This is a genomic window from Bradyrhizobium sp. 18BD, from assembly GCF_054185225.1.
The window spans coordinates 246,890-271,638 of the sequence record NZ_JAVAYL010000006.1; the positions used below are offsets into that span (position 1 = coordinate 246,890).

The following is a 24,749-nucleotide window of genomic DNA, read 5'->3' on the forward strand; positions in this document are numbered from 1 at the left end:
CACCCAGGTGGCGGCGCGGCGGCAAACAAGATTTGTGCATCAGCATCCGCGATAGACGGTTTTGGTCTGCGTATAGAATTCGAGCCCCGCACGACCGGACTCGCGGAACGTCGATGTGCTCGACCGCTTCAGGCCGCCGAACGGCGCATTGATGAGATTGCCGGTCGTGGTGCGGTTGATCTTGACCGTTCCCGACTGAATGTCGTTGGCGAAATCATGCATAATGCGAGGGTTGCGTGTCGCGATCGCCGCCGACAATCCGTATTCGGTGTCGTTGGCCTTGGCGATGGCATCGGCATAGGACTCGACCCCGATGATCGCGAGCACGGGGCCGAAGATCTCCTCGCGCGCGATCGTCATCTGCTGGGTGACGTCGGTGAAGATCGCCGGCGAGACATAGTAGCCGCCGTCATAGCCCCCGCCGGAGAGCCGCTCTCCGCCATAAAGGTGCCTTGCTTCCTGCTTTCCGATCGCGATGTAGCGCAGCACGGTCTCAAGCTGTTTAGCGGTCGCGAGCGGGCCCATGTCCATGCCTGCGGTCAGGCCGCTGCCGATTTTCAGCGCCTTCACCCGGGCAACCAGCCTCTCGGTGAACGCGGCCCGCACCTGTTTCATGACGAGAACCCGGCTCGTGCCGGTGCAGGCCTGGCCCGCGAGCGACAGACCACCCTTCACGGCTAGATCGACCGCCTGGTCAAGATCGGCATCGTCCATCACGATCAGCGGATTCTTGCCGCCCAACTCCATCTGCGTGCGGGTTGTGAACCCGACCGAGCGGCAGATCTGCTCGCCGGCTGCGGTCGACCCGGTAAACGAGATCGCGCGGATCACCGGCGGCTCGGTGATGGCCGGACCGACCTCGCCTGCCCGTCCGGTGATGAAGTTGAGGACGCCTTTCGGAAATCCCGCCGCGGCGAAGGCTTCCGCGAGCCGGTAGCCGCTGAGCGGCGCATCGGACGACGGCTTGAAGACGACCGTGTTTCCGGTGATGAGCGCGGGCGCAATCTTGCGGGCCGGAATCGACACTGGAAAATTCCATGGCGTGATCACCGACACGACGCCCAGCGGCTCACGCAGCGTGTAGACGGTCATGCCGGGATCGTCGTTCGGAAACACCTCGCCAGCCAGCGACTGGCCTTCGACCGCGTAGAACCGCAAGGTCTGGGCCGAGCGCAGGATCTCGTCCTTCGCAGGACCGAGCGCCTTGCCCATCTCCCGGGTCATCTCCCGCGCGGTCCGGTCCGCATGCGCATCGAGATGATCGGCCGCGCGGTTCAGGATGGCGGCGCGCCTCGAGATTGGCGTCTTCTTCCAGGCTTCGAACGCGGCCTGCGCGGCGGCGACCGCCCGCCCGGCGTCCTCCGCCGTGGACGCCTGGAAACGTCCGACGATATCCGAGGTGTCTGCCGGATTGAGGTTGTCGAACGGCCTCGACGCGCTGTGGCACCACTCGCCGTCGATCAGATTCCGGAAGGTTTCGATCTGCGCTGCGCTTCCGTCGGAAGCCGGCGCAGCCTGCACAGCAACGTCGCTCATTTTCGTCGAACTTTCCTCAGTGCCAGATTAGGACGGCCGAGATCGTCGCGACCACCAGTCCCGTCAGCACCGGAATCATGACGGTCTGAACGATCTTGAATACGGGGACGCGGGCAAATCCGGCCACCGCGATCAGCGACGACCACGCGACCAGCGTGCCGCCGCCGGTCCACACAGCGCCCATTTGGCCGATCGCGGCGAGCGTGGCGGGATCCAGCCCGACGGTGGGTGCCAGCGCGCCCGACAGCGAACCGGTGAGCGGCAGGCCTGCGAAACCCGAACCGTCGATGCCGGTGATCATGCCGGAGATCAGCACGCCGAACGCAACAAACACCTGGTTGCCCGGAATCCAGCCCTGCACGGCCTGGACGAGTTCGAACAGCAGATTCGGCGCCTGCGCCGCAGGAACGCCGAGAATAGGCGCGGACAGGCCAGGCTCTGCGCCGAGAAAGAAGAAGCCCGCGATCGGCAACACCGACCCCATCGCCTTAAACGCGAAGACGAAACCTTCGGTGACATGGTCGGCGCTGGCGTCGAGGAATTTCCGCAGCTCGTCGGTGACGAACGACGCGCAGATCATCAGTACGGCGGCAACGCCGCCGACCAGCGCCGCGGCATCGCCGCCCTTGAGATCATGGCCGATGCCGACCTTGGAAAGCACCATCACGACGATGACGCCGAGGAACGCAAGCGGCGTGGCAACTGCGAAGACCTTCGACCATTTTTCGCGGCGATTCGGAAGCGCGGCGAGCGCGCTGTCGATCTGCGCCTGGGTTGCGAACGGCTTCTGGTCACCGGCCGTGCCGCGCGCGATCTCGGCCTTGTCGAAGGAGCCTTCCTCCTCGATACGCGCCAGCTCGCCGTTGGTCGACTGCGCCTGCCAGCGTTCGAGCAGCCTGTCGTCCGGCTTGGTGATGAGCTTGCGGATCGCGAAATAGCCGAGCACCAGTGCGATGAGGCCCGTGATCAGCGACAACACGAGCGCCCGGTCGGCCACCGTGGCGGCACTGACCGCGGCGCCAGCGGCCTTGGCACTGATGCCCGGGGCGACGCCAATGACGTAGTCGGAGGACAGCGCCATGCCCTGTCCGGCGATTGCGATCGCCAGCGCGCCGCCGAGCGGCGGCAGTCCGGCCGCGATCGCCGCAGGCAGCAACACCGCGGACACCAGCGGCACCGCCGGCGTCGGCCAGAAGAACAGGGAAATGACGTAGGTGATGGCAGCCAGGACGAAATAGGCCGAGTGCCCGTCCTTCATGACCGCACGAAACGGCTCGACCATGCGGATGTCGGAGCGCAGCATCTTCAGCGCATTCAACAGCGCGGTCATCAGCGCAATCACCAGGAAGATGTTGAACAGCTCCTTGGCCGCGGTGAAGCTCGCATTGAAGATGCTGCCGAGCGCTGCGATCGGACTGTGCGTCCAGGCCAGCGTGACGAGACAGGTCGCGATAATCGACGGCACGACGACATTGGCGCGCCAGAGCATGGTCAGGACGATGGCGGCGACGCCGAACAGATATACCCAGTGCGCGGCGACGATCGGAACATGCGACTGCAGTGTCATTTGAACGCTCCCCAATCGTCACAATGTTGTATACTGTATTCTATAATTGCAACACAAAACTGCGATTGCGTAGCAAAGGCTGTTGCAAATCCCTCCCTAAAAATTCTCTTTCTAAAAACATTTCAAACACTTAAATGTAAGAAATAAAATGCAAAACACCAAGAGCCGTCGCTCGTATGTTGACACCGCTTCCATAAATTGTATACTGTATACTAAACTTGACGAGATCATCACTCCGGCGACAGGAGCGCGACGATGCAGAAGCTGATGAACCACGTGGAATTTCGCACGGCTCTCGAAAACGCCATCAAGGGCAAGAGCGCCAACAAGGCGCCCTTCAGCATCGCCTGGGCGAGCGGAAAGCTGAGCCGTGCGCATCTCGCGCGCTGGGCGGAGAACCACTACCACTATGTCGGGCCGTTCGCCGACTATCTCGGCTACATCTACGCGCGGATGCCGGAGCAATACCAGGAGGCCAAGGACTTCCTGCTCGCCAACATGTACGAGGAGGAAATCGGCGGAGATCGCCATACCGACCTCCTGATCCGCTTCGCGGAAGCCTGCGGCACGACCGCGGCGCGGGTCAAAGATCCCGACAACATGACGGCCACCACGCGCGGGCTGCAGAGCTGGTGCTATGCGGTGGCGATGCGCGAGGACCCGATCGTGGCCGTGGCTGGTCTCGTGGTCGGCCTGGAATCGCAGGTGCCGTCGATCTACCGCAAGCAGACGCCGACCTTGCGCGAGAAGTACAAGTTCACCGACGAGGAGGTCGAGTTCTTCGATCTCCACATCGTGTCGGACGAGATTCACGGCGAGCGCGGCTACCAGATCGTGCTAGAGCATGCCAACACCGTGGATCTGCAACAGCGCTGCCTGAAGATTTGCGAGATCGGCGCGCAGATGCGCCTGCTCTACACCACCGCGCTGTATCACGACTATGTCGCCCAGGACATTCCGCTGTTGGAGCTCGTCGACGACAAGGTTCCTGCCGATGAGCGCACCCTGCTGCAGGCTTGAAGCGGAACGACGCCAGGATGCCTAACGTCGTCTTTCACAGGAACGGCCAGACCTTTCACGGCGAGATCAAGGAGAACACCAATCTCGTCGTGAGGGCGGGCATCCGGCAGTTTCCATATCCGAACTTCCTCTATGGCTGCGGCATGGGCAAATGCGGCAAGTGCGCGGCCCTGATCATTAAGGGCGGCGAGCACCTGCCGGAGCCAAACTGGAAGGAAAAGAAGCGTCTGGGCGCCAGGATTGAGCTGGGCTATCGCCTCGCCTGTCAGCTCTGGCTGACCCACGATATCGAGCTGTCACAGGAGGCTGCGCCGCTCGCAGACGTCGTCGCTCCGGCCAAGGTCGGTTGATTTTTGGATCGGGTGTGCTCCGCACGCCCGCGAATGCATCTGCCAGCATGCGTGCTGAAAACAGGGAGGGACGCGAATCATGTATGTGATCCTGACGAGCAAGATCGGACAGTTCCGGACCGAGATCGTCGACGGGCTCAAGCCATTCGCATCCTACGACTATCTGTTCTACGGCTCGAAGAAGGCGACCTTCGTGATCGCGGAGCTTGTCAAGGACACCAAGATCAGGGTGATCGACGAGGCCTGGTCGCCTCCGATCGTTAACGAGGTGCCCTCCAAATTCCTCGAGAAGTTCGAAACACCCGAGCGCGCCCTCAACGAGCTTCAGCACCTCACGACCTTCGGCCATATGGACACAGCGCTGCGCAAGCTGTGATTTCCAGAAAATCAGTGAGCCTGTCGCGAAAACCGTCATGATCGAAGTCACGTTCCTGACCAACAATGGAAAAACCGTCACTGCGCCGGAGAACAGCAACCTGCTGCGCGTCTCCCTTCGCGAGCAAGGCGGCATCCCCTTCAAATGCGGCGGTGGGATCTGCGGGACCTGCAAATGCCTGATCGAGAAGGGCCTCGAGAACACGGACGCGATCAAGCCAAAGGAACGGAAGCACCTGACGGAGGAGCAGTTCGCGGCCGGCTACCGCATGGCGTGCCAGACGTTCCTCATCGGTAATGTCAGCGTGTCCTGGACGCTCCGGCCCGCCGGCGCCCGCGCCCAAGCGCCGGCGGCCGAAGGGCGGTCCCAGGATTGAGCCTCCTTACCTGACGACGGAACCCATCGCTCTGTTGACGGTCGACTCGACAGCTTGCCGGTATACAATCGCCGGTCTAAGTACTGTCCCGGTCGCATTGCCGGGAATTGCGAATCGGTCGATGGCGACCTGGACTTCGCCGTGGTTCAGAAGATCACTCGAAGCGACTGAACAGGTCATCGCATGGCGGGCAGGCTGGGAAATTCCAAACGACGTCTTGGTGACGACTACCTCTCCCTTCACGACAAGGTCATCGAGGAGCTGCGGCAGGCCATTTTGAGCCGGCGGTTGAAGCCCGGCGAACGGCTGGTCGAGGGACGACTCGCCGACGAGCTCGGTGTCTCGCGTAATCCGGTGCGCGAGGCGATCCGCGTGCTGACCACGGAAGGCCTGGTCGAGGTGACCGCGCGACGCGGCGCGTCGGTCCTTGCCATGACGGACGAGGAAGCGCGCGAGACCATCGAAGTCCGTGCGCTGCTCGAGGGACAGAATGCGCGGCTTGCCGCGCGCCGCCGCGACGAGGACATTCTGGCGCGGATCGCCGCCGTATTGACCAAAGGAACCGAGGCGGTCGCGGCCAAACGTTACGACCTGCTGCCCGGACTTAATCAGCAATTTCACCACGAGCTCGCAGCGGCCGGCCGCAATCGCGTTCTGTCCGATCTGCTCAAGCGGTTGCGCGAACGGACCGCTATGCTGTTCGCACCGACGGATCCGGAGCGCCAGGCGCGCACTTGGCATGAGCATGCCGGCATTCTGCGTGCGATTATTGGCGGCGACGAGCGCGCAGCCGCGACGCTTGCCGCCGAGCACGTGATGCGTGCCGGCGCCGATTTTCTCTCGACGCTTCACGTGCCCGAGGACAGCCCTTCGCTGGAGGCGCTGTCCGCGCGACCGAAAAAAGGGTCCCCAAAATCGCGACGTGTCCGGACAACTGCCGGCCGCCCCAAAAAATAGGCCAAGCGGGCCCGCCCACGTCCGCCGTAATACACGCGGACTGGATTGGCTGAGCAGATTAGTAGCAACAGCGACCACACACGGTAGATTTTTCTTGATCTCCCGGTGCACACGTCGTGCACACGACGCTCTCTAACCGATTGAAAATCTCAAACTCTCGCTCCATCATAGGACAGACCGAGGCCCTAACGTACCGAGTAGCAGTGTGACGCCTTCCTACCTGGAATTCAACCGCACCAGTTTCGCACCAGAAGCCACGTGACCAAAGCACAACGAACGCGATCAAATTCAACCAAAAACGCAGCAAGAACAACGAAGCTGATCGATAGTCTGCCGCTCATAACGGCCTGGTTGCAGGCTCTAGGATAGGTCTCAGCGAGAGCGAAGTGGCATGACCGCACCAGTTTTCGTCTCGGTGCCGCGTCTGGGAACGAGTAGCACTGCGGCAAGGCCGTCAACTGGCGGCGCAGTCCCTTCCAATTCGAGCAACCAAATCACACTCTAAGATAGCCGAATGCCACACGAGGCCGTTTGCCCCCTTTTCGGGCTCGTTCGCGTCCGCTCACCTATGATGTGGAATTCACACGATGTGAAGGTGCACGGAGACGTTTGTGACGCAGCGTTGCCAAGTGAGGGCACCGATAGCGGAACTGGCTAACTGCATCCTGCTTGATACTTGAGCGGTGAAGAAGTGCCATGTCGCCCCGATCGCCCCTTCCCGCCCGCTACCCGCCAACCGGCGCCTGGCCTGCGGTAATGCGCGCTGACCTTGTGGCCGCATACCTGGATTATCGTGACACAAGTGAGTTGACACGCGGCGTCGGCCGAGGTGAAGCGCCTCCACCGATGGGTTATCATGGAGTCGGACGTGCGCGAGAACCAATCTGGTTGAAGGCGGCCATTGACAACTTCCTCGAGCCGGATTCGGATAGCCCAAGAAAACAAGATCTGGTTTCCCTCGTATGAAACCGCCTCGCACTGCATTGAAGCTCCCGCGCTATTGCCGGCGAAAGCTTTTGAAGAATGGTCGATGGGCATATTTCTTTGAACCGCCGACCTGGGCCCGCAAAAGGCTGTCAAATTGAGCCAGTAGCTCTGGGCCAGGACTACACGGCAGCCGTTGAACGAGCTGAACACATTCTCCTACCAGCCTTCGACAGCTGGCGGTCGCGAGGTTTGACTGACACGGTGGCACCTTCCTCGGTGCCTGGCTCATTCGACTGGCTCGTCGGCATTTTCAAGGGACATCAGAAATGGAGAGAGATCGATCATTAAACGCAGCGCCTCTACGAGCAGGGCTTGGCACTCTTTGCCGATCATGAGCTGAAAGACGGGACGCGCGCGGGCTCAAAGCAGATATCGCAATTCAGCAAAGGCTTTGTCGATGCAATCTATGCCAAGCTGTTGGTGGTGGAAGACAAGGATGAAGACGGCAACATCGTCAAGCGCGAATGCCGCCGGTTTGCGAATGCGGCAATGACCGCTTGCAGGCGCGCTTGGTTTGTTGGCCAGCGTGCGCAGGAAAAGCTTGTGCCGGCTATCAATCCATTCTCCCGGATGGGCCTAAAGGCACGCTCGCCCAACCAGCCCGTGCGGGAGACGCCAACGGCAACGTGGGACGAACTGGTCGCGTTTCGCGCCGCTGCAAAGAAACTCGGATATAGTTCAGTGGCTACAGCCGCACTGGTCGCCTGGGAATGGTTGCAAAGAGAAGAACACGTCTTCGGCGCCTTTGAGATCGCGCACTATCGGCCCAAGGAGCGGCCGAATAGCGTAAAGATCGTGCATCCAAAAAACGGCGAGGAGGCTTGGTGGCCGCTATTCGATGAAACGGGCGAGCCACTCTTCCCAGAACTGATGGCGGAGCTCGATGAGGTTAAGAAGACCATGGTTTCAGGCTTGGTCTTCCGGCGAGATCATGCGCACCGCAGGGCATCCACTCCTCTACCGTGGATCACCGAACGTAAGGATCTGCGCTACCTGCGAAGTGTCGTTAAGGACATCATTGTAGAAGCCGGCATTCGAAATGAACTCTCATTCACCTCTTTCCGCCACGGCGGCTTCACGGAGGGCGCTGATAGCGATCTCACGGACGCCGAATTGCGCGCTGCAGGCTGTCATCGATCAGCGCGGCAACTGCCGATATATGCAAAATGCACACGCAAGCAACTGATCTCAGGCACCAAAAAGCGTCGCGAGGAGCGAACAAAAGCAGCTGTTTTGTCGGAATAGCCGCTGATCGCTTGTCGGAATGGCCGTCGGGAAGGGTACCCAAGCCCTTGAAAAGCTTGGTGGGCGCACCAGGGCTCGAACCTGGGACCCGCTGATTAAGAGTCAGCTGCTCTACCAACTGAGCTATGCGCCCGAAAGGCGGTCAAATGCCTTGCGAGGCCGGTCGTTTAGCAAAGCGAATCCGGTCTGGCAAGCGATGTGGTGAAGGTTTTTCCACAGTCCCCAAAAAGCGAAAAGCCGCTGGATTCCAGCGGCTTCGCCAAGGTTAATCCCGCGGGAAATACGGAGTGGCTCAGAGCCGGCCCTCGCGATCCCGGTCCGGGCCGCCATCGCGGTCGAAACGGTCGCCGTGGAAGCGGTCCATGCCGCGCTCCATCATCCGGTCCATGCCACGTTCCATGAAGTGGCGGGGCGGGCCATCCTCGCCGCCGCCGAACGGGCCGCGGTGGCGGGTCAGCACGGCGAGGCGCCGCTTCTGGCCCTCGTCCAGGGTCTTGTAGAGCGGATCGGCGGCATCGGCGATCTTCTTCAGGGCCGCGGAGGTAGCGCCCATGTCCTCGGCGCGCTCGCGCAGGCGGGCGATCGGATCCTCCGGTTTGTCGCCGTCCCTGGCGCCGCCGGGGCCGGCGTTCATCCGCGCATTGGCGCGGTCGATGCGCAGCTTGGCGAAGTCGCGCACGGCGGCTTCGACCGGCGGCCACAGCTTCTCCTGATCGGCATTGAGCTTCAGCCCGGCATGGACGGCGGCGATCCGCGCGTCGACGAAGGCGGCGCGGTCTTCCGGGTTCATGCGGATGTGGCGGAAGTGCTCCATCCACGGGTGATGATATTGGGCATAGACCGCGCCCGAGCCGGCGATGCTGAGCACGGCGATGGCGGCGATGGTGAACTTCCTCATACGTACCTCCTCTGGAAGGATGCGCAGAAGATGAGCGCCGAACCGCTGACGCGCAACTTACAACTTGGACAGGGAAGCCGTTCTTACAGAGATGTAACTACCGTGAATGCCTGTTCAGATGCAGACTGAAACGATTTGCAACAAAAAGGGCTTCCGTGCCGGCACGGAAGCCCTTTGTTCATTGCACTATATATCCACGCAGGATGTGAGCCGGTTCGTCGTGCTCTTAGTTCGTGGTGCTCTTAGTTCGTGGTGCTCTTGGCTTCCTTCAGGAACTCGTCGATCAGCGGCTGGCCGACGCGGCCTGCGGCGTCCTTGTAGACCGGCTCCATCGCCTTGCGCATCGCCTCGTCCTGCTCCGGCGTGAGCTTGATGATCTCGCTCTTGCCGCTCTTCTTGATCTCGGCGAGAGCGTCGTCGTTTTCCTTCTGCGACTGCGCGTTGTTGAAGTCGGTCGCTTCCTTCATCGCCTTGCTGAGCTGGTCGCGGATGTCGGCCGGCAGATCGTCCCAGAACTTCTTGTTCACGATCACCACGTAGCCGATGTAGCCGTGATTGGTCTCGGTGATGTACTTCTGCACCTCGTGCATCTTCTGGGTATAGATGTTCGACCAGGTGTTCTCCTGGCCGTCGACCACGCCGGTCTGCAGCGCCTGATAGACTTCCGAGAACGCCATCACCTGCGGCAGCGAGCCGAGCGCCTTGAACTGGGCCTGCAGCACGCGCGAGGACTGGATCCGGAACTTGACGCCCTGATAGTCGGCGGGTGCGACGAGCTTCTTGTTGGCGCTCATCTGCTTGAAGCCGTTGTCCCAATAGGCAAGGCCGGTGATGCCCTTGGAGTCGAGCAGCTTGAGCAGCCGCAGGCCGAGCGGGCCTTCTGTCACCTTCCGCAACGTCTTCAGGTCGGGGAGGATGTAGGGCAGATCGAACACCTCGAACTCGCGGATACCGAGCGGGCCGAACTTGGAGTTGGACGGCGCCAGCATCTGCACGCTCCCGAGCTGCAGCGCCTCGAGCTCTTCCTTGTCCTTGTACAACGTCGAGTTCGGGTAGACTTCGACCTTGACCTTGCCGCCGGTGTATTTCTCGGCCAGCTCCTTGAATTTCTCGGACGCCTTGCCCTTCGGCGTGTCGGTGGCGACGACGTGGCTGAACTTGATGATGATCGGCGATTGCGCCGATGCCGGCCCGGCCAGTGCCAAAGCCCCGGTCAAGGCCGCAACCGATGCCGCAGCCAAAATGAGTTTCCGCATGCTTCCTCCCGCATATTATTGTGGGGCGCGGATCGCCGGCCCCCAACACTTGAAGTCGAGACTTAAAAGTCGAGACTTGAAGGCAGGATTATAGAGAAGCAGGCACAGGCGCCATTGCCCCTTAGCAGGGGGCGGCTTGCAAAAATGCGGTATCCGGAGGCGAAATCCGCCGGATCGGCGGAGCAGAACGATGGGCGATGGCAGGGAGCCCCCCGCCATCGCTGGTGCCGTCTCTCCAGCCTCAGCCGTGCAGCGCCGGCGCGAGCTGGGCCTGCTGCACCACCGCCGGATCGGTGATCAAGGAGCCGCCATGCCCGTCCGAGGACAGGGCGAAGTCGGCGGCGCTGTACTGGCCGAGCAGGCTCAGCGAGGCGGTATGGGTGCCGTCCGAGACGGTCAGCGTGCCGCCGCTGTTGTCGCCGTTCGCAGCATAGGCGAGCGAGGTCACGCCGTCGCTGAACAGGATATCGCCGAGATCGATGCTGTCATGATCCTGCCAGCCGGAAATCGTTCCGGTGAAGGCCGACGCCTGGGCTAGAACCAGCGACGCATTGGGGCCGGCGAAGATCACATCGTCGATCGTGCCGCCCGCATGGACGAAGGCGAGCCCGCCCGAGCCGATCGTGGTGTCGTCCGCGCTGCCGCCGGACTGCACATATTGCGTACCGGACAGGACCGTCGTGCCGGTCGCGCTACCATACACAAATTGCACGCCGCCGTTGACGATGGTGGCGCTGGCGGCGCCCCAATCGACCTGGACGCCGCCCGCGTTGACCGTGGTGCCGGCCGCGACACCGTCGGCATAGACGCTCTGCTGGCCGCCGGCGTTGACCGTCGTCATCGACGCGCTGCCGTGGAGGACCTGAAGGGCGCCGTTGCTGATCGTGGTCTGGACCACCGTGCCGCCGTTGACCGACTGGATGCCGCCATCCATCGTGGTGTTGATCGCGGTTCCACCCAGATAGACGTCCTGCCCGCCGCCATGGATCGTCGTGTCCGAGGCGGTGCCGCCGCTCTCGACCGCCTGCAGGCCCGAATTGATCGTCGTGAGGCTCGCCGAGCCGAACACGTACTGGGCGCCGCCGCTGATCGTCGTGACGATCGTGAAGCCCCAATCGATCTGGATGCCGCCGGCATTGATGGTGGACCCGGTCGCACTGCCTTCGATATAGACATTCTGCTCGCCCCCGGCATTGACGGTGGTCGAGAAGGCGTTGTTGTGAACGTGCTGCATTCCGCCATTCGCAATCGTGGTCTCGATCGCGACGCCGAAGACGTTCTGGGTGCCGCCGTCCACGGCGGTGTTGCTCGCGATGCCGCCGCCAAGGATGTCCTGCTCGCCGCCGGCAACGATCGTCGTGCCGTCGGCCGAGCCGCCGATCTGGATGTATTGATTGCCCGCAATCACGGAGTTCGAGGCCCGACCGAACACCGCCTGCGCGGCGCCCGCGGCAACCACCATTCCGTCGGCCGCGCCCTCGAGCACGACCACCGCGCCGCTTTCGACCTTGATGTCGGAATAGCCGGTGGCGTCCTCGATCGTCCAGACGCCGCTCTGGACGTCGAGCTTCTCGACATTGACCACGGTGCCGGCCAGCACGCCGCCGCCCGAAAGCGTGAGCGTGTCGACCCCGTCGCCGCCGTCGATGGTGCCGGCGACGGTCGAGCCGGTGAGCAGGTCGATGGCGTCGTCACCTGCGCCCATCGAGACGTCGCCGATGATGAGGCCGCTGTTGGTGAGCGTGTCGTTGCCGCCGTCGGTGGCAATGCTGCCGAAAATGCTGCCGGTGTTGGTGACGGTGTCGCCGAACGTGCCGACGATCAAGATCGCCTCGCCGTTGTTGCCGCGAATGGTGCCGTCGTTGATGATCGTCATGACGCCGAAGGCGCTGCCGTCATTGCTGTCGTCGACGGTGATCGCCCGCTGGTCGCTGATGATGAGGCCGCCCGCCTCGTTGTGGACGAAACCGCCGCCGATCGCCAGCGCCTCGTTGAGGCCGTTGGCCTCGGCTACGAGCCCGATTGCCCTGATGGCTCCGAAATTGTCGATCGAGACCAGACCGTCGACATCGATACCGTCGGCGTCGGAACCGCCGACCGCCGTGCCGGTGATGGTGCCCGTATTGGTCACGATTGTCGTCGTGTTGGCGGCGCTGTCCATGTTGATGCCGGACCCGCTGCGGCCGATGATCGTGCCGTCATTGCTGACGCTGATCGGCTGGTCGCCGGTGATTCCGTGGCGCGCGCCGTCGATGATGCCGCCGGCAAAATTGTTGACGACACCGCCGGCGTTGACCGACTGGAAGTCGATCGCATCGTTGCCGGACGAGGCCGCCGACGCGTTGTGGCTGACGATCTGGCCGTAATTGTTGATCGTCGCATGGGCGCCGGCCCGGATCGCATCGGCATCGGCCGCCGAGATCACGCCGGTTGCCGCATTGTTGATGACGGTATGGACGCCGCTCGAATTGATGTCGTCGAGATCGAGCGCCTGTCCGGCATTGCTGCCGGTTCCGGTCGAGGAGATCGTGCCCTGGTTGTTGACGGTGAAGGTGCCGCTGGTGCCCGAGACCAGGTTCGAGATCTTCACCGCGTCCTTGGTCGCGGTGATGGTAGCGCCGGTCTTGTTGTTGATGGTGAAGCTGCCGCTGCTCGAGCCGCTGGTGGCGACCGCGCGGCTGGTGCCGGTGATGGTGCCGGAATTGTCGATCAGCGCACCGGGCGAGGTGCTGCCGCCGATCCAGGTGACCGGGGTCGAGCCCGACAGGGTCGCGCCGGCGAGCACGCTCAGATGATCGTTGTTGGCGAGCGTGATCGGGTTGGACGAGTTGCCGGAGACCAAGGCGCCGTCGTCATTGGCGATGGTGCCGATCGCCGTCGCGGTGCCGATGGTGACCGCCGCGCCCGGATTGCTGGCGCTGGTGAGCGTCAGCGTAAAACTCTCGTCGGGCTCTGCGGTGGTGTCGCCAGAGATCGTGATGGTGACGGTCGCCGAGGACGCACCGTCGGCGAAGCTGCCGCTGAAGGTCGAGGCCGGCAGCGTGCCGCCGAAATCGGCCGCGTCGGTGGTGCCGGCGGCGAAGCTGCCGGAGAAGCTGATCGCGCCGATGGTGCCGCCGGTGCGCAGAACCGTGAAGGTCATGGTCTTGGTGCCGCTCTCACCCTCGGTCACCGACACGCTCGCCGGCGAGAACGAGATCGTCTGCGTGGCGGGCGCGGCGACGGTGAAGGCGGTGGTCGGGAACGGCGCGTCCGGCGCGGTGCCGTCGGTGCTCTGGTCGCCGCTGCCGTTCTGGGTGACCCAGTTGGCGGTGTTGCCGATCGCAGCGAGGTAGTCGGCGAAGCTGGCGAAGCCCGAGCGCGGACCGTTATAGCCGACGATGTCGAGGCCGCCGGTGAAGCTGACGGCGGTCTGGCCGACGACGAGGCCGGTGCCGGTCAGCGTGCCGTCGGAGGTCGCATAGCCGACATTGGAGATCGCGGCGAGGAAGGTCGGCGCGGTCGAGGAGCCGACATAGGCGTAGACGACCTCGCTGTCGTTGGACAGGCCGGTGTTGTTGGCATTGGTGAACGTGGCCGAGCCGGCGCTGATGCCGAACGTGCCCTTGCCGATGTTGTTGATGTCGATGACGGTGCCGGCGGCGATCGCGCTGGTCGCGGTCCAGGCGATCGTGCTCTCGGCATTGCTGCCGGTGGCGAAGCTGCTTCCGTTCCAGTTGCTGTCGGTGAAGTTGATCACCGTGCCCTGCGGGATGTCGGTCAGGGCGACAAAGGACAGATTGTCATTGCCGTCGCCGTTGAATCCGGTGAAGGCGATCGAACCAGCAGTCAGGGGCATTCCAAATTCTCCAGCAGCGAGGGCGCGCGACGCTGCCGGTTAATGGAATGTTAACATGACATGTTAATAACATATTTGTTGCGATACACCCTCATCCGCACGAGGACATTCCAACGAAAAACGCGGCGCCGAAGGCACCGCGTTTCTGCCGATCCAATAGGAGCGTGAGCGTCAGCTCGCCGCCGCCGTCACCGCGTCGCGCTGGCGCTTCATGACGATCTTGTTCAGCGCGCCGAGATAGGCCTTGGCGGAGGCGACCAGCGTGTCCGGATCCGCCGCGCGCGCCGTCATCGCACGTCCCTCATGCGACAGCCGCACCGAGACTTCGGCTTGCGCGTCGGTGCCTTCGGTCACGGCGTGGACCTGATACAGCTCCAGCTTGGCGTCGTGCGGCACCAGGCGCTTGATGCAATTGAACACCGCATCGACAGGACCGTTGCCCTCGGCCTCCTCGATCTTGATCTGGCCGTCGACGTCCAGCTTCATGGTCGCACGCTGCGGGCCATGGGTGCCGGCGATCACGGTCAGCGAGGTCAGCTTGATGCGATCGTGCGAGGCCGCCATCTCCTCGTCGACCAGCGCCTCGATGTCCTCGTCGTAGATGTCCTTCTTGCGGTCGGCGAGCGCCTTCATCCGCGTGAACGCATCTTCCAGCTGGTTCGGGCCGAGCTTGTAGCCCATCTCCTCCAGCTTGTGCACGAAGGCGTGGCGGCCGGAATGCTTGCCCAGCACCAGCGAGGACTGCTTCAGGCCGACCATCTCGGGCCGCATGATCTCGTAGGTGGAGGCGTCCTTCAGCACGCCGTCCTGATGGATGCCACTCTCATGCGCGAACGCGTTCCGGCCGACGATGGCCTTGTTGTACTGCACCGGGAACGAGGTCGCCGCCGACACCACCTTCGAGGCGCGGGTCAGCTGCGTGGTGTCGATCTTGTTCCAATAGGGGAATTTGTCGTTGCGCACGTTGATCGCCATCACGATCTCTTCGAGCGCCGCATTGCCGGCGCGCTCGCCGATGCCGTTGACGGTGCACTCGACCTGGCGCGCGCCGCCGACCACGCCGGCCAGCGAATTCGCCACGGCCATGCCGAGGTCGTTATGGCAATGGACTGAGAACACCGCCTTGTCGGAGTTCGGCACGCGCTCGATCAGCGTCTTCATGAAGTGGGTGTATTCCTCCGGCACCGTGTAGCCGACGGTATCCGGGATGTTCACCGTCGTCGCGCCGGCCTTGATGACGGCTTCGACGATGCGGCAGAGATATTCCATCTCGCTTCGGGTGCCGTCCTCGGCCGACCATTCGACGTCGTCGATCTGGTTACGGGCGCGGGCGACCATGGCGACCGAGGTCTCGAGCACTTCTTCCGGCGTCTTGTTCAACTTCACCCGCATGTGCAACGGCGAGGTCGCGATCACGGTGTGGACGCGGCCGCGTTTTGCGAATTTCACGGCTTCGGCGCAACGGTCGATGTCGGCCGGATGGGCGCGTGACAGGCCGGCGATGACGGAATTCTTGGAGCGGCGGGCGATCTCACTCACCGCTTCGAAGTCACCCTGCGAGGTGATCGGGAAGCCGGCTTCGATGACGTCCACGCCCATATCATCCAGCAACTCGGCGACCTCGAGCTTCTCCTCGAAGGTCATGGTGGCGCCGGGGCACTGCTCGCCGTCACGCAGCGTGGTGTCGAAAATGATGACGCGGTCCTTGTCGGACTTGTTCACGGAGGCCATTGCAAATTTCCTTTTGAGCTTTTGCGCCGTCAGTCTGCTGGGCGCTTGAGGTGTCTGGTGATCTCGACCAACCCCTGAGTGCCCAGGCGCGCAGCGCCCAGCCGGCCCTCAGGGGCAGCTAAGAAGAAGCCCGCCAAGAAGCAGGGTGGGCAGCGCGGCCGGGATCGTGGCGGCGGCCAGAGCCACCTCCTCCGAAAATCCCTCGATTTGGCCGCGAATCAGCATTGCCAGACCCTTTTGAGCCCTCAAATCCTCGGTCAAAACCGTTGACGGTTGGTTGCCGGGAGGCTCGATGCGCCTGTTTCTAGACGAGAACCGGGCGCAACTGCAACGCCAAAAGATGGTCAGCATAGGTGACCTAGTTTCGGACCAGGAGCTGGCGATCTCGCCACCCCGGGATCGATGACGTCCCCGGTTTTGTGCTCCGCAGGACGCTGCCGGAGCGCGGCGTCCCGCGGCAAGTAAGGATCAAGCGTGCGCTCATCGCACGCAAGGTTGCATGCGCCACCACCGCGTCACGGATCGCGCGACGACAGCGCAGGTCTCATTTTGGATTTGGGAATTGAACGCGGCCTGCAGGGCGGCCGCTCCTCACGCCGGGGCGGCGGCTAGCCGGTCCGGCGGGCGCGAGCGCGGCTCTCCCAGCGGTCGAGCATCTGGCCGAGTTCGCCGACGGCCGGGACCGGCGGGGTTTCATTGGTGTTGGCGGGCGGTTTTGCAGTGAGCCAATCCGGCTGCTGCTGGTCATAGCCGCGCCAGCGACGCGCTTCGGCACGTCGCTGCCGGGACATATAATCGCGCAGAAAATAGCCGGCCGCGAATGCGATCCCGGGCAAGATGATCAATATGGCAACGCCAACCACACGCAACTCCAGCCTTTGCTTCCGAATGCTTCTGCGCGGCAAACCGCGCGAAATCAAGGCTTGTAAATGCCGCGAGGCCGGTCTCGTTCCATCCGTACCAAGCGAACGGATGGTTATTCACAAGCGCGGAACAGCCGTATGCGGGCGAACCGCATCTGGCGGCTCACCGTTTTGGGCAGACCTGCGACGAATTCACGGCACCACGCCGGCATCGCGCTGACGATGCGAACCGCCCCCTCGCAACCGGACGCAGACCGGACTAACCTCAAGTTGCTCGGCCGGATCAACCGGCCAGCCAACATGACCGGGAGGACGCGATGACACGCCAAAGGGCCCGTGACGACGAGCCGCGTGACCAGGAGCTTGCGCTTTCACGACGAACACTTGTCCGGGGGCTCGCGCTCGGCGCCGCCGCCACGATCGCCGGCCCCGCACTGGCCCAGACCGGCCCGGCTGCGCCGCCGACGACCATCACCACCCCGCCGCGCGATTTCGGCCCCAACGGCGCGCCGACCACCTATTTCTGGGACCCTGACATCATCGCGGTCGATCCGTCCTTCAACGACCTCGCGCAGCCCAACACCGCGATCAAGCGGCTTCACACCGGCCTGTTGTGGGCCGAAGGCCCGGCCTGGAGCGCGCAAGGCCGTTATCTGCTGTGGAGCGATATCCCCAATAACAGGCAGATGCGCTGGAGCGAGGACGACGGCCGCGTCAGCGTGTTCCGCTCGCCCTCCAACAATTCCAACGGCAATTCGTTCGATTTCCAGGGCCGCCAGCTTTCCTGCGAGCATCTGACGCGGCGGGTGACGCGCTACGAGCATGACGGCACCGCCACCGTGCTGGCGGACTCCTACCAGGGCAAGCGGCTGAACTCGCCCAACGACATCGCCGCACATCCCGACGGCAGCTACTGGTTCACCGATCCGCCCTATGGCGGCCAGCTCTATGAAGGCGAGCCCGACGCAGCCGGCGGTCCGAGCAATTCCGGCGGCAAGCTCAATCCGCGGATCGGACAGCCGGCCGGCTTCGTGCCGGGCAAGCGCGAGCTGCCGACCAATTGCTATCGCATCGATCCCTCCGGCCGCGTCGACCTCGTCGTCACCGAGGAGCAGGTGCCCGATCCGAACGGCCTCTGCTTCTCGCCCGACTTCAAAAAGCTCTATGTCGTCTCGACCGGCAAGGGACCCGGCGATACCGGCCCCGGCGGCAACGGCGAGATCTTCGTGTTCGACGTCGGCGCGGACAACAAGCTCTCGAACCAGAAGCGCTTCTCGGACTGCACGATCGACGGCGTCAAATGCGGACCGGACGGGGTGCGCTGCGACGTCAACGGCAATGTCTGGGCCTCCAGCAATGCCGGTCGCGCCGTCGGCTATAGCGGCGTCACGGTGTGGTCGCCGGAAGGCAAGCTGCTCGGCCGCATCCGCCTGCCGGAAGTGTGCGGCAATGTCTGCTTCGGCGGCCCCAAGCGCAACCGCCTGTTCATGGCCGCGAGCCAGTCGCTCTATGCGGTGTACACGGCCACGCAAGGCGCAGGCCCGGGCTGAACGGCACAGGCCTTTGACCGCAACACGGCGCCGGCGTGCCTCGCCGGCGCCGAATTGTTTTCGGTCGTCAACCGGGAGCAACGAGGGTGACTTCCGGACGGCGCGCGTGATAATTGAGCCATGGCAAACAAAACGCGCGTTGTTGTTCTCTATGGCGGCAGGTCCGGTGAGCACGAGGTCTCGCTGAAATCGGCGGCCTCTGCGTTCAGGCATCTCGACCGCAGCCGCTTCGAAGTGATCCCGGTCTCCATCGACAAAGCCGGGCGCTGGCAATTGAACGACCTTCATGCGCTCGATCTGGCGCAGACGGTGTCCCTGCCGATCCTGCCCGATGCGCCAGAAATCCGGCTCGCCAGGGGACCTGATGGACGCGGCGTCCTCATGCCGATCGCACCGGGAGCCCCTGTCGAGATCGACGTCGTCTTTCCGGTCATGCATGGGCCGCTTTGCGAGGACGGCACCGTGCAGGGCCTGCTGGAATTGGCCGACGTCGCCTATGTGGGATCAGGCGTCCTCGCCTCCGCCGTCAGCATGGACAAGGATGTCGCCAAGCGGCTCGCCACGCTCGCCGGCATTCCGGTCGCGCCGTATCGCGTGCTCACCCGCAAGGAATTTGCGCGGGACCGCAACTCATCTCTCGCCAAGGCGGTCGAAGGCCTGAGCCTCCCGGTCTTCGTCAAGCCGTGCAACATGGGCTCCAGCGTCGGCATCCACAAAGTCAAGACGTCGGATGCGCTCGGCGCGGCGCTGGACGATGCGTTTCGCTATGACGTCAAGGTGCTGGTCGAGCAGGGCATCGACGCGCGCGAGATCGAGGTCGCGGTGCTCGAGGGCGAGACGCTGTTCGCGAGCCTTGCCAGCGAGCTGAACCCGAACGCCCATCACGAATTCTATTCCTACGAGGCAAAATACCTCGATCCCGATGGCGCCCGGGTCGACCTGCCGGCCAGGCTCGACGCGGCGCAGATGGCGCGTGTGCAATCGCTGGCGACGCAGGTATTCGCCGCGCTCGAATGCAGCGGCTTCGCACGCGTCGACTTCTTCCTCGACCGGAAGACCGGCGAGTTCTGCTTCAACGAGATCAACACCCTCCCCGGCTTCACGTCGATCAGCATGTACCCGAAGATGATGGAAGCTTCGGGTGTGCCCTATCCGGAGCTGCTGACGCGTCTCGTCAACCTGGCGCTGGAGCGGCACCGGCAGCGGCAATCGCTGGAACGGGGTTACGCCAGCTAGGTTGTCTCCGCTCGGGGGGAAGCCCCCAGGAATTGGCCGAGACAGGAAGAAGCCATGCCCGTGGTGATCTGCGGCGGCGGCGTGATCGGAGCCTGCATCGCCTATTTCCTGCGCCGCCGCGGCGTCGACATCATCGTCGTGGAGCGGGCAGAGGTCGCGGCCGCCGCCTCCGGCAAGGCCGGCGGCTTCCTGGCGCGCGACTGGTGCGCCGGCACGCCGCTCGATACGCTGGCCCGGCGCAGCTTTGCGCTTCACGCCCAACTGCCTGAGGAGATTGCGGGCGATTGGGGCCACCGCGCGATGAGCGCGTATAGCGGCTTCGTTGCTGCCGATGGCGATCCGCGTCGGACTGCACCATCCGCGCTCGGCTGGCTCAGCGATGGCATCGTCATCGCGCAGCGCATCGGCACGCCACAGACGACGGCGATCGTCCATCCCCGCAAGTTCACATCGGCCGTCATGGATGCGGCGATCGCGCAAGGGGCCGAGCTTCGCGTTGGCCGCGTCACCGGCATCGCGCGCGACGCGGGCGGCACGCGCGCGAAGGGCGTCGAGGTTGACGGCAGCGTCGTCGAAGCGGACGCCGTCGTGATCGCGATGGGACCGTGGTCGCTGCTCGCGGCACAATGGATGAGCCTGCCCGCCGTCTACGGCCAGCGGAGCCCGAGCATCGTGTACGATATCGGCCCGAACGCGCCGGCCGATGCATTGTTCCTGGAGCACGAGGACGGCGACGGCGCCGCGTCGATCGAGGTCTTTCCGCGCGCGGACGGCAGCACGCATATCGTCGCCCTCTCCGACATTGCGCCGCTGCCGCTCGATCCGGCGGCCGTCACACCGGATCTGGATGCGATCGCGCGCCTGCAATCCATGTCGGAGCGATTGTCGCCACTGTTCGCGCCCGAGAAGATCATCGCACGGCAGGCCTGCTTTCGTCCCGTGACTCAGGACGGCCTGCCGCTGATCGGCCGGGTCCCTGAGAGCGAAGGGCTTTATGTTGCGACCGGACACAATGTGTGGGGCATCCTGAACGCGCCCGCGACCGGCGAGGCGACGGCGCAACTGATCGCCGATGGCGCAACACGCGATGTGGACCTCTCGCCGTTCGATCCCGCGCGGCTCGAGCCGCTCGATCCGTCGTTGCTGCACGCGCGCTGAACCAACAGCATCACTGCTGATCGACCGCGCCGTTTGCGTCCGCGATAGCGGCGCATGCCCGTCGACGAAATCTGCATGCCTGCGCGCGAAACGGGTCTCACACCTTTCCTGCCCGCAATTTGCGCAGCGCTAGACTTTAGTTCGTCTCTCATAATCCTGAACGCGGTTTCACTTGCCGAGAAAGTCTCCGCCGTTATAGTTGCGACACAATGGCCCACAAGAGGCCTGTTCGAAGGGAGAGAACAAGATGAAGAAACGACTCTCTGTTGCATTGCAAATAGCGCGCGACACGGCCGCGACCAGCGTGCCGAAGGATGTTGCAACGGCCGACGCAAGAGCAAAGGCAAGAGCCACGGTCCGGCTCACCGGCCTCATCAATCTCATCACAAGCTGATCGGGACTGCTGTCCCGGGCGTGAGCCCGGAAGCGTTCACATGCGGCTCCACGCAGCACCTTCCCTCCAGAGGCAGCTCGTCTGCCTGGCCAAATCATCAATGCGAGTCTTCCAGATCCTGATCGATGGCTTTGCCATCAGCGCTCTCTACGCTCTCGGTGCCACCGGCTTCACCCTGATCTTCGGCGTCTCCGGCGTGCTCAACCTCTCCCACGGCGCCATCATGGTGGCCGCAGCAGTCGCCGCCTGGGCCGCCGCCAGCGTGCTCAACGTCGGCACCTATGCCGGCGCGCTGATCGGCGTTGGCGTCGCCCTCCTTACCGCCTTTGCCACTTACTTCGCGGTGGTGAAGCCGATCCAGGACTCCCGACGCATTCCCAATGAAGAGAAAGAGATCTTCGTCCTCACGGGAACGCTGCTCTGGGGCATCATGATCCAGGAGCTGATCGCCTATTTCTTCACCAACAACGCCAAGACCGTTCTGCCGATCGTCGAAGGCGTGGTCGAGATCCTCGGCGTGCGCACGCCCAAGAACGAGATCTTCACCGCGATCGTGTGCTGCCTCGTCATCGCGCTGCTGTGGCTGCTGGTGAACCGCACCCGCACCGGCAAGGCGGTGCTAGCGGCCTCGATGAACCCGCGCGGCGTCACCCTGCTCGGGCTTGAGCTCACCCACATCTACATCGTGGTCTGGGCGATCTACGGCATCCTCGCCGGCATCGCCGGCGTGCTGCTCGGCATGTTCCTCGGCGTCAGCTCCTACAGCGTGGGGCCGCTGACCGCGAGCGCGTTCTCGATCGTCGTGCTCGGCGGTCTCGGCAGCGTCTCCGGCTCGCTGATCGCCGCCTTCGTGGTCGGTTATCTCGAAACGCTGACCGCCTATCTGGTCTCGCCGGCCTATCGCACCATTCCGGCGCTGCTGCTGCTCGTCTTCGTGATGTATATCCGGCCCCAGGGCCTTCTGGGGAGGCGCTGAGATGTCGAACTTCTTCACCTCGCGCCTGTTCTTCGTCTCGCTCGCGCTCGTCCTCATCGCGGCCACGCTGCCGCTCTATGTCTCCGGCTACGTGCTGGGGCTGCTCACCGTCGCGTTCTATTTCGGCGTGTTCGCGATGGCCTGGGACCTGCTGTTCGGCTTCGCCGGCGAGGTCAATTTCGGCCCGACCTTCCTGATCGGCGTCGGCGCCTACACCGCCGGCATCCTGAATGCGCAGCTCGGCTGGTCGGTGTACCTCTGCATCGTGTTAGGGGCGAGCGCCTCCGTCATCGCCGGCCTCGTGCTGGCGCTGCCGGCGCTCCGCGTGCGCGGGCCGTATTTCGGCCTGACCACGCTGGTCGCGGTCTTGATGCTGCAGAACTTCATCGTCGTGTTCGCCGACCTCACCGGCGGCGAGATCGGCCTTACCATCCCCGACGTCATCAGCATCAATGCCGGCACCAATTACTGGATCGCGCTCGGCTTCATGACGATCTCGGCTGCGATCCTCTACGGCCTGTCGCAATCGCCGATCGGCCTCGTGCTGCAGGCCAGCGGCCAGGACCCGGTGCAGGCCGGTGCGCTCGGCTTCAACATCGTCAAGCACAAGCTCGCCGCCTTCATCGTCAGCGCCTTCTTCTCGGGACTGTCAGGGGCACTGCTGGTGTTCTACTTCGGCACCGCCTCGGTCGGTACCGTCGTCGACGTCGCGGTCGGCGTGAACGTGATCGTCTCGGCCGTGCTCGGCGGCCGACGCACCGTGCTTGGCGCGGCGCTGGGTGCGATCTTCCTGATCGTCGCCGGCGAATTCCTGCGGCCCACCGGCGAACTCGCAACCTTCATCGTCTCGGCGGTCGCGTTGCTCGTCGTGCTGTTCTTCCCCGGCGGCTTCCTCGGAGCGGCCCTCTCGCGCGAGGCTCGCTCGTGATGGATATGAGGCTTTCAAACCGGGCCGTGCTCGAAGTCCGCGGCCTGACCAAGCGTTTCGGCGGATTGACGGCGGTGAAGAACCTCGGCTTCGAGGTCAACGCCGGCGAGATCTTCGGCCTGATCGGGCCGAACGGCTCGGGCAAGTCGACCGCGATGAAGAGCGTGATGGGGATCGAGCGCCCGACATCGGGCGACGTGATCTTCGAGGGCGAGAACGTCGCCGGCCTGCCCGCGCACAAGATCGCGCGCAAAGGCTTTGGCATGGTGTTCCAGCACTCGCGACCGCTGAACCGGCAGACGGTGCTGGAGAACATCCTGGTCGCGCTCCTGCCGGACAGCCTGTTCATGCTGTTCCCGGACAACGCGCTGGTCGAGCGCGCCAAATGGATCGCCGATCGCGTCGGCCTCGGCAACGTCATGAACCGCCGCCCGCCGACGCTGCCCTTCGCCGATCTGCGCCGGCTCGAGCTCGCCAAGGCCATCGCCCGCGATCCCAAGGTCGTGCTGGTGGACGAGCCCTTCGCCGGTCTGACACGGGCCGAGGTCGATGTCTTCTCCGACCTGATCCGCAGCTTTCGCGATGACGGCCGCGCCGTGATGCTGGTCGACCACAACGTCAAGAGCGTCGCCGCGCTCGTCGACCGCGTGCTGGCGATGTATCTCGGCGAGGAGATCGTCACCGGCAAGGCCGAGGACGTGATGAAGAACGAGACCGTGCGGCGGGTCTATCTCGGCGGCGCGCTCGAGACCCATGCGCGGCCCGAGACCAGCTTCAAGGACAAGGTGCCGCTGCTCCAGGTCGAGAATGTCAGCGTGTTCTACGGCAAGGCCCAGGCGCTGGAGAACGTCTCGATTCACGTCCACGAGGGCGAGTTCGTCTCCGTCGTCGGTCTCAACGGCGCCGGCAAGACCACGCTGTTCAACACCATCTCCGGCTTCCTGCCCTACACCGGCGAGATCGTGCGTGGCGGCGACAAATTGCGCGGCACCAGCCCGGCCAAGATCGCGCGCAGCGGTCTCGTGCAATGCCCGGAATCGCGCGAGCTGTTCGGCGAGATGAGCGTGCGGGAGAATCTCGATCTCGGCGGTCAGCACCTTGCCGACGACAAGCGCGCGGCGCAGCTCGCCTGGCTGTTCGAGCTGTTCCCGATCCTCAAAGAGCGCCAGGGCCAAATGGCGCAGACGCTCTCCGGCGGCGAGCAGCAGATGCTGGCGATCGGCCGCGCGCTGATGATGCAACCGCAGATCCTGATCCTGGACGAGCCGACGCTGGGCCTTGCGCCCGTCATCCTCGAGCAATTGTCCAAGGCGCTGACGAAACTGCGGGAGACGACCTCGATCACGGTGCTGCTCGGCGAGCAGAACGTCACCTTCGCGCTTCCGCATGCCGACCGCGTCTACGTGCTCGAGCACGCGCGGATCGTCTGGGAGGGCGATCCCGGCCGCTTCGCGAGCGAGGCCGGCGCCGATTTTCTTTGAGTAGCGCATACCAACAACAAAACAAC

At 63.8% G+C, this 24,749-nt stretch carries 20 protein-coding genes and 1 tRNA gene; 13 read left to right on the forward strand and 8 right to left on the reverse strand.

The features are described 5' to 3' along the window. Positions 1–39: 39 nt before the first annotated feature. Positions 40–1,536 carry an aldehyde dehydrogenase family protein gene (locus RAD16_RS13745; RefSeq protein ID WP_458158412.1) on the reverse strand — a complete coding sequence of 499 codons (1,497 nt, stop codon included), beginning with the start codon at positions 1,534–1,536 and terminating at the stop codon, positions 40–42. Between the two features lie 16 nt (positions 1,537–1,552). Next, a complete protein-coding gene (locus RAD16_RS13750) occupies positions 1,553–3,103 on the reverse strand; it encodes a hypothetical protein (RefSeq protein ID WP_458158413.1) in 1,551 nt (516 codons plus the stop codon). A gap of 255 nt (positions 3,104–3,358) precedes the next feature. On the opposite strand from RAD16_RS13750, the gene RAD16_RS13755 reads away from it, so the two are divergent. From RAD16_RS13755 to RAD16_RS13780, 6 genes are all read left to right on the forward strand, one after another. Continuing rightward, complete coding sequence (locus tag RAD16_RS13755) at positions 3,359–4,123, forward strand: TenA family transcriptional regulator (RefSeq protein WP_458158414.1); 765 nt, start codon at positions 3,359–3,361, stop codon at positions 4,121–4,123. A gap of 17 nt (positions 4,124–4,140) precedes the next feature. Further along, complete coding sequence (locus RAD16_RS13760; protein WP_458158415.1) at positions 4,141–4,473, forward strand: 2Fe-2S iron-sulfur cluster-binding protein; 333 nt, start codon at positions 4,141–4,143, stop codon at positions 4,471–4,473. Between the two features lie 79 nt (positions 4,474–4,552). Beyond that, positions 4,553–4,849 (forward strand): ferredoxin, encoded by a 297-nt coding sequence (locus tag RAD16_RS13765; RefSeq protein WP_458158416.1) that lies wholly within the window; start codon positions 4,553–4,555, stop codon positions 4,847–4,849. A gap of 37 nt (positions 4,850–4,886) precedes the next feature. Continuing rightward, positions 4,887–5,225, forward strand: a complete 339-nt coding sequence (locus RAD16_RS13770; RefSeq protein WP_458158417.1) for a 2Fe-2S iron-sulfur cluster-binding protein — start codon at positions 4,887–4,889, stop codon at positions 5,223–5,225. Between the two features lie 183 nt (positions 5,226–5,408). Further along, positions 5,409–6,182 (forward strand): GntR family transcriptional regulator, encoded by a 774-nt coding sequence (locus tag RAD16_RS13775; protein ID WP_458158418.1) that lies wholly within the window; start codon positions 5,409–5,411, stop codon positions 6,180–6,182. 1,299 nt (positions 6,183–7,481) lie between these two features. Further along, positions 7,482–8,414 (forward strand): hypothetical protein, encoded by a 933-nt coding sequence (locus tag RAD16_RS13780; RefSeq protein WP_458158419.1) that lies wholly within the window; start codon positions 7,482–7,484, stop codon positions 8,412–8,414. A 57-nt stretch (positions 8,415–8,471) separates the two neighbouring features. Here the strand turns inward: RAD16_RS13780 and RAD16_RS13785 are convergent. The 6 genes from RAD16_RS13785 to RAD16_RS13810 form a co-directional block, all read right to left on the reverse strand. Further along, positions 8,472–8,547, reverse strand: a tRNA-Lys gene (locus tag RAD16_RS13785). Between the two features lie 159 nt (positions 8,548–8,706). Beyond that, a complete protein-coding gene (locus RAD16_RS13790; RefSeq protein ID WP_458158420.1) occupies positions 8,707–9,312 on the reverse strand; it encodes a Spy/CpxP family protein refolding chaperone in 606 nt (201 codons plus the stop codon). 242 nt (positions 9,313–9,554) lie between these two features. Next, complete coding sequence (locus RAD16_RS13795; protein WP_458158421.1) at positions 9,555–10,568, reverse strand: TRAP transporter substrate-binding protein; 1,014 nt, start codon at positions 10,566–10,568, stop codon at positions 9,555–9,557. A gap of 241 nt (positions 10,569–10,809) precedes the next feature. Next, positions 10,810–14,406, reverse strand: coding sequence for a beta strand repeat-containing protein (locus tag RAD16_RS13800; protein WP_458158422.1), 3,597 nt, complete (start codon positions 14,404–14,406; stop codon positions 10,810–10,812). Between the two features lie 171 nt (positions 14,407–14,577). After that, positions 14,578–16,137, reverse strand: coding sequence for a 2-isopropylmalate synthase (locus RAD16_RS13805; RefSeq protein WP_458158423.1), 1,560 nt, complete (start codon positions 16,135–16,137; stop codon positions 14,578–14,580). A gap of 608 nt (positions 16,138–16,745) precedes the next feature. Continuing rightward, complete coding sequence (locus RAD16_RS13810) at positions 16,746–17,000, reverse strand: hypothetical protein (protein WP_458158424.1); 255 nt, start codon at positions 16,998–17,000, stop codon at positions 16,746–16,748. A 317-nt stretch (positions 17,001–17,317) separates the two neighbouring features. On the opposite strand from RAD16_RS13810, the gene RAD16_RS13815 reads away from it, so the two are divergent. From RAD16_RS13815 to RAD16_RS13845, 7 genes are all read left to right on the forward strand, one after another. Continuing rightward, positions 17,318–18,550, forward strand: a complete 1,233-nt coding sequence (locus tag RAD16_RS13815) for an SMP-30/gluconolactonase/LRE family protein (RefSeq protein WP_458158425.1) — start codon at positions 17,318–17,320, stop codon at positions 18,548–18,550. Positions 18,551–18,670: 120 nt separating this feature from the next. Further along, entirely contained in the window at positions 18,671–19,786 is a 1,116-nt protein-coding gene (locus RAD16_RS13820) for a D-alanine--D-alanine ligase family protein (RefSeq protein ID WP_458158426.1), read from the forward strand. A gap of 54 nt (positions 19,787–19,840) precedes the next feature. After that, positions 19,841–20,944, forward strand: a complete 1,104-nt coding sequence (locus RAD16_RS13825) for an NAD(P)/FAD-dependent oxidoreductase (protein ID WP_458158427.1) — start codon at positions 19,841–19,843, stop codon at positions 20,942–20,944. A 247-nt stretch (positions 20,945–21,191) separates the two neighbouring features. After that, on the forward strand, positions 21,192–21,338 hold the full coding sequence (locus RAD16_RS13830; protein ID WP_458158428.1) for a hypothetical protein: 147 nt from the start codon (positions 21,192–21,194) through the stop codon (positions 21,336–21,338). Positions 21,339–21,438: 100 nt separating this feature from the next. Continuing rightward, positions 21,439–22,314, forward strand: coding sequence for a branched-chain amino acid ABC transporter permease (locus RAD16_RS13835; protein WP_458158429.1), 876 nt, complete (start codon positions 21,439–21,441; stop codon positions 22,312–22,314). 1 nt (position 22,315) lies between these two features. Beyond that, on the forward strand, positions 22,316–23,242 hold the full coding sequence (locus RAD16_RS13840) for a branched-chain amino acid ABC transporter permease (RefSeq protein ID WP_458158430.1): 927 nt from the start codon (positions 22,316–22,318) through the stop codon (positions 23,240–23,242). Continuing rightward, the gene (locus RAD16_RS13845; protein WP_458158431.1) at positions 23,242–24,723 is read left to right on the forward strand and encodes an ATP-binding cassette domain-containing protein; all 1,482 of its coding nucleotides are present in this window, start codon (positions 23,242–23,244) and stop codon (positions 24,721–24,723) included. Before RAD16_RS13840 ends, RAD16_RS13845 begins: the two co-directional genes overlap by 1 nt. Positions 24,724–24,749: the final 26 nt, after the last annotated feature.

What these genes read in the sequence shown, in the direction of transcription:
- RAD16_RS13745 (WP_458158412.1), bottom strand. Translation starts at nt 1,536, where the DNA reads ATGAGCGACGTTGCTGTGCAGGCTGCGCCGGCTTCCGACGGAAGCGCA.
- RAD16_RS13750 (WP_458158413.1), bottom strand. Translation starts at nt 3,103, where the DNA reads ATGACACTGCAGTCGCATGTTCCGATCGTCGCCGCGCACTGGGTATAT.
- RAD16_RS13755 (WP_458158414.1), top strand. Translation starts at nt 3,359, where the DNA reads ATGCAGAAGCTGATGAACCACGTGGAATTTCGCACGGCTCTCGAAAAC.
- RAD16_RS13760 (WP_458158415.1), top strand. Translation starts at nt 4,141, where the DNA reads ATGCCTAACGTCGTCTTTCACAGGAACGGCCAGACCTTTCACGGCGAG.
- RAD16_RS13765 (WP_458158416.1), top strand. Translation starts at nt 4,553, where the DNA reads ATGTATGTGATCCTGACGAGCAAGATCGGACAGTTCCGGACCGAGATC.
- RAD16_RS13770 (WP_458158417.1), top strand. Translation starts at nt 4,887, where the DNA reads ATGATCGAAGTCACGTTCCTGACCAACAATGGAAAAACCGTCACTGCG.
- RAD16_RS13775 (WP_458158418.1), top strand. Translation starts at nt 5,409, where the DNA reads ATGGCGGGCAGGCTGGGAAATTCCAAACGACGTCTTGGTGACGACTAC.
- RAD16_RS13790 (WP_458158420.1), bottom strand. Translation starts at nt 9,312, where the DNA reads ATGAGGAAGTTCACCATCGCCGCCATCGCCGTGCTCAGCATCGCCGGC.
- RAD16_RS13795 (WP_458158421.1), bottom strand. Translation starts at nt 10,568, where the DNA reads ATGCGGAAACTCATTTTGGCTGCGGCATCGGTTGCGGCCTTGACCGGG.
- RAD16_RS13800 (WP_458158422.1), bottom strand. Translation starts at nt 14,406, where the DNA reads ATGCCCCTGACTGCTGGTTCGATCGCCTTCACCGGATTCAACGGCGAC.
- RAD16_RS13805 (WP_458158423.1), bottom strand. Translation starts at nt 16,137, where the DNA reads ATGGCCTCCGTGAACAAGTCCGACAAGGACCGCGTCATCATTTTCGAC.
- RAD16_RS13815 (WP_458158425.1), top strand. Translation starts at nt 17,318, where the DNA reads ATGACACGCCAAAGGGCCCGTGACGACGAGCCGCGTGACCAGGAGCTT.
- RAD16_RS13820 (WP_458158426.1), top strand. Translation starts at nt 18,671, where the DNA reads ATGGCAAACAAAACGCGCGTTGTTGTTCTCTATGGCGGCAGGTCCGGT.
- RAD16_RS13825 (WP_458158427.1), top strand. Translation starts at nt 19,841, where the DNA reads ATGCCCGTGGTGATCTGCGGCGGCGGCGTGATCGGAGCCTGCATCGCC.
- RAD16_RS13830 (WP_458158428.1), top strand. Translation starts at nt 21,192, where the DNA reads ATGAAGAAACGACTCTCTGTTGCATTGCAAATAGCGCGCGACACGGCC.
- RAD16_RS13835 (WP_458158429.1), top strand. Translation starts at nt 21,439, where the DNA reads ATGCGAGTCTTCCAGATCCTGATCGATGGCTTTGCCATCAGCGCTCTC.
- RAD16_RS13840 (WP_458158430.1), top strand. Translation starts at nt 22,316, where the DNA reads ATGTCGAACTTCTTCACCTCGCGCCTGTTCTTCGTCTCGCTCGCGCTC.
- RAD16_RS13845 (WP_458158431.1), top strand. Translation starts at nt 23,242, where the DNA reads ATGGATATGAGGCTTTCAAACCGGGCCGTGCTCGAAGTCCGCGGCCTG.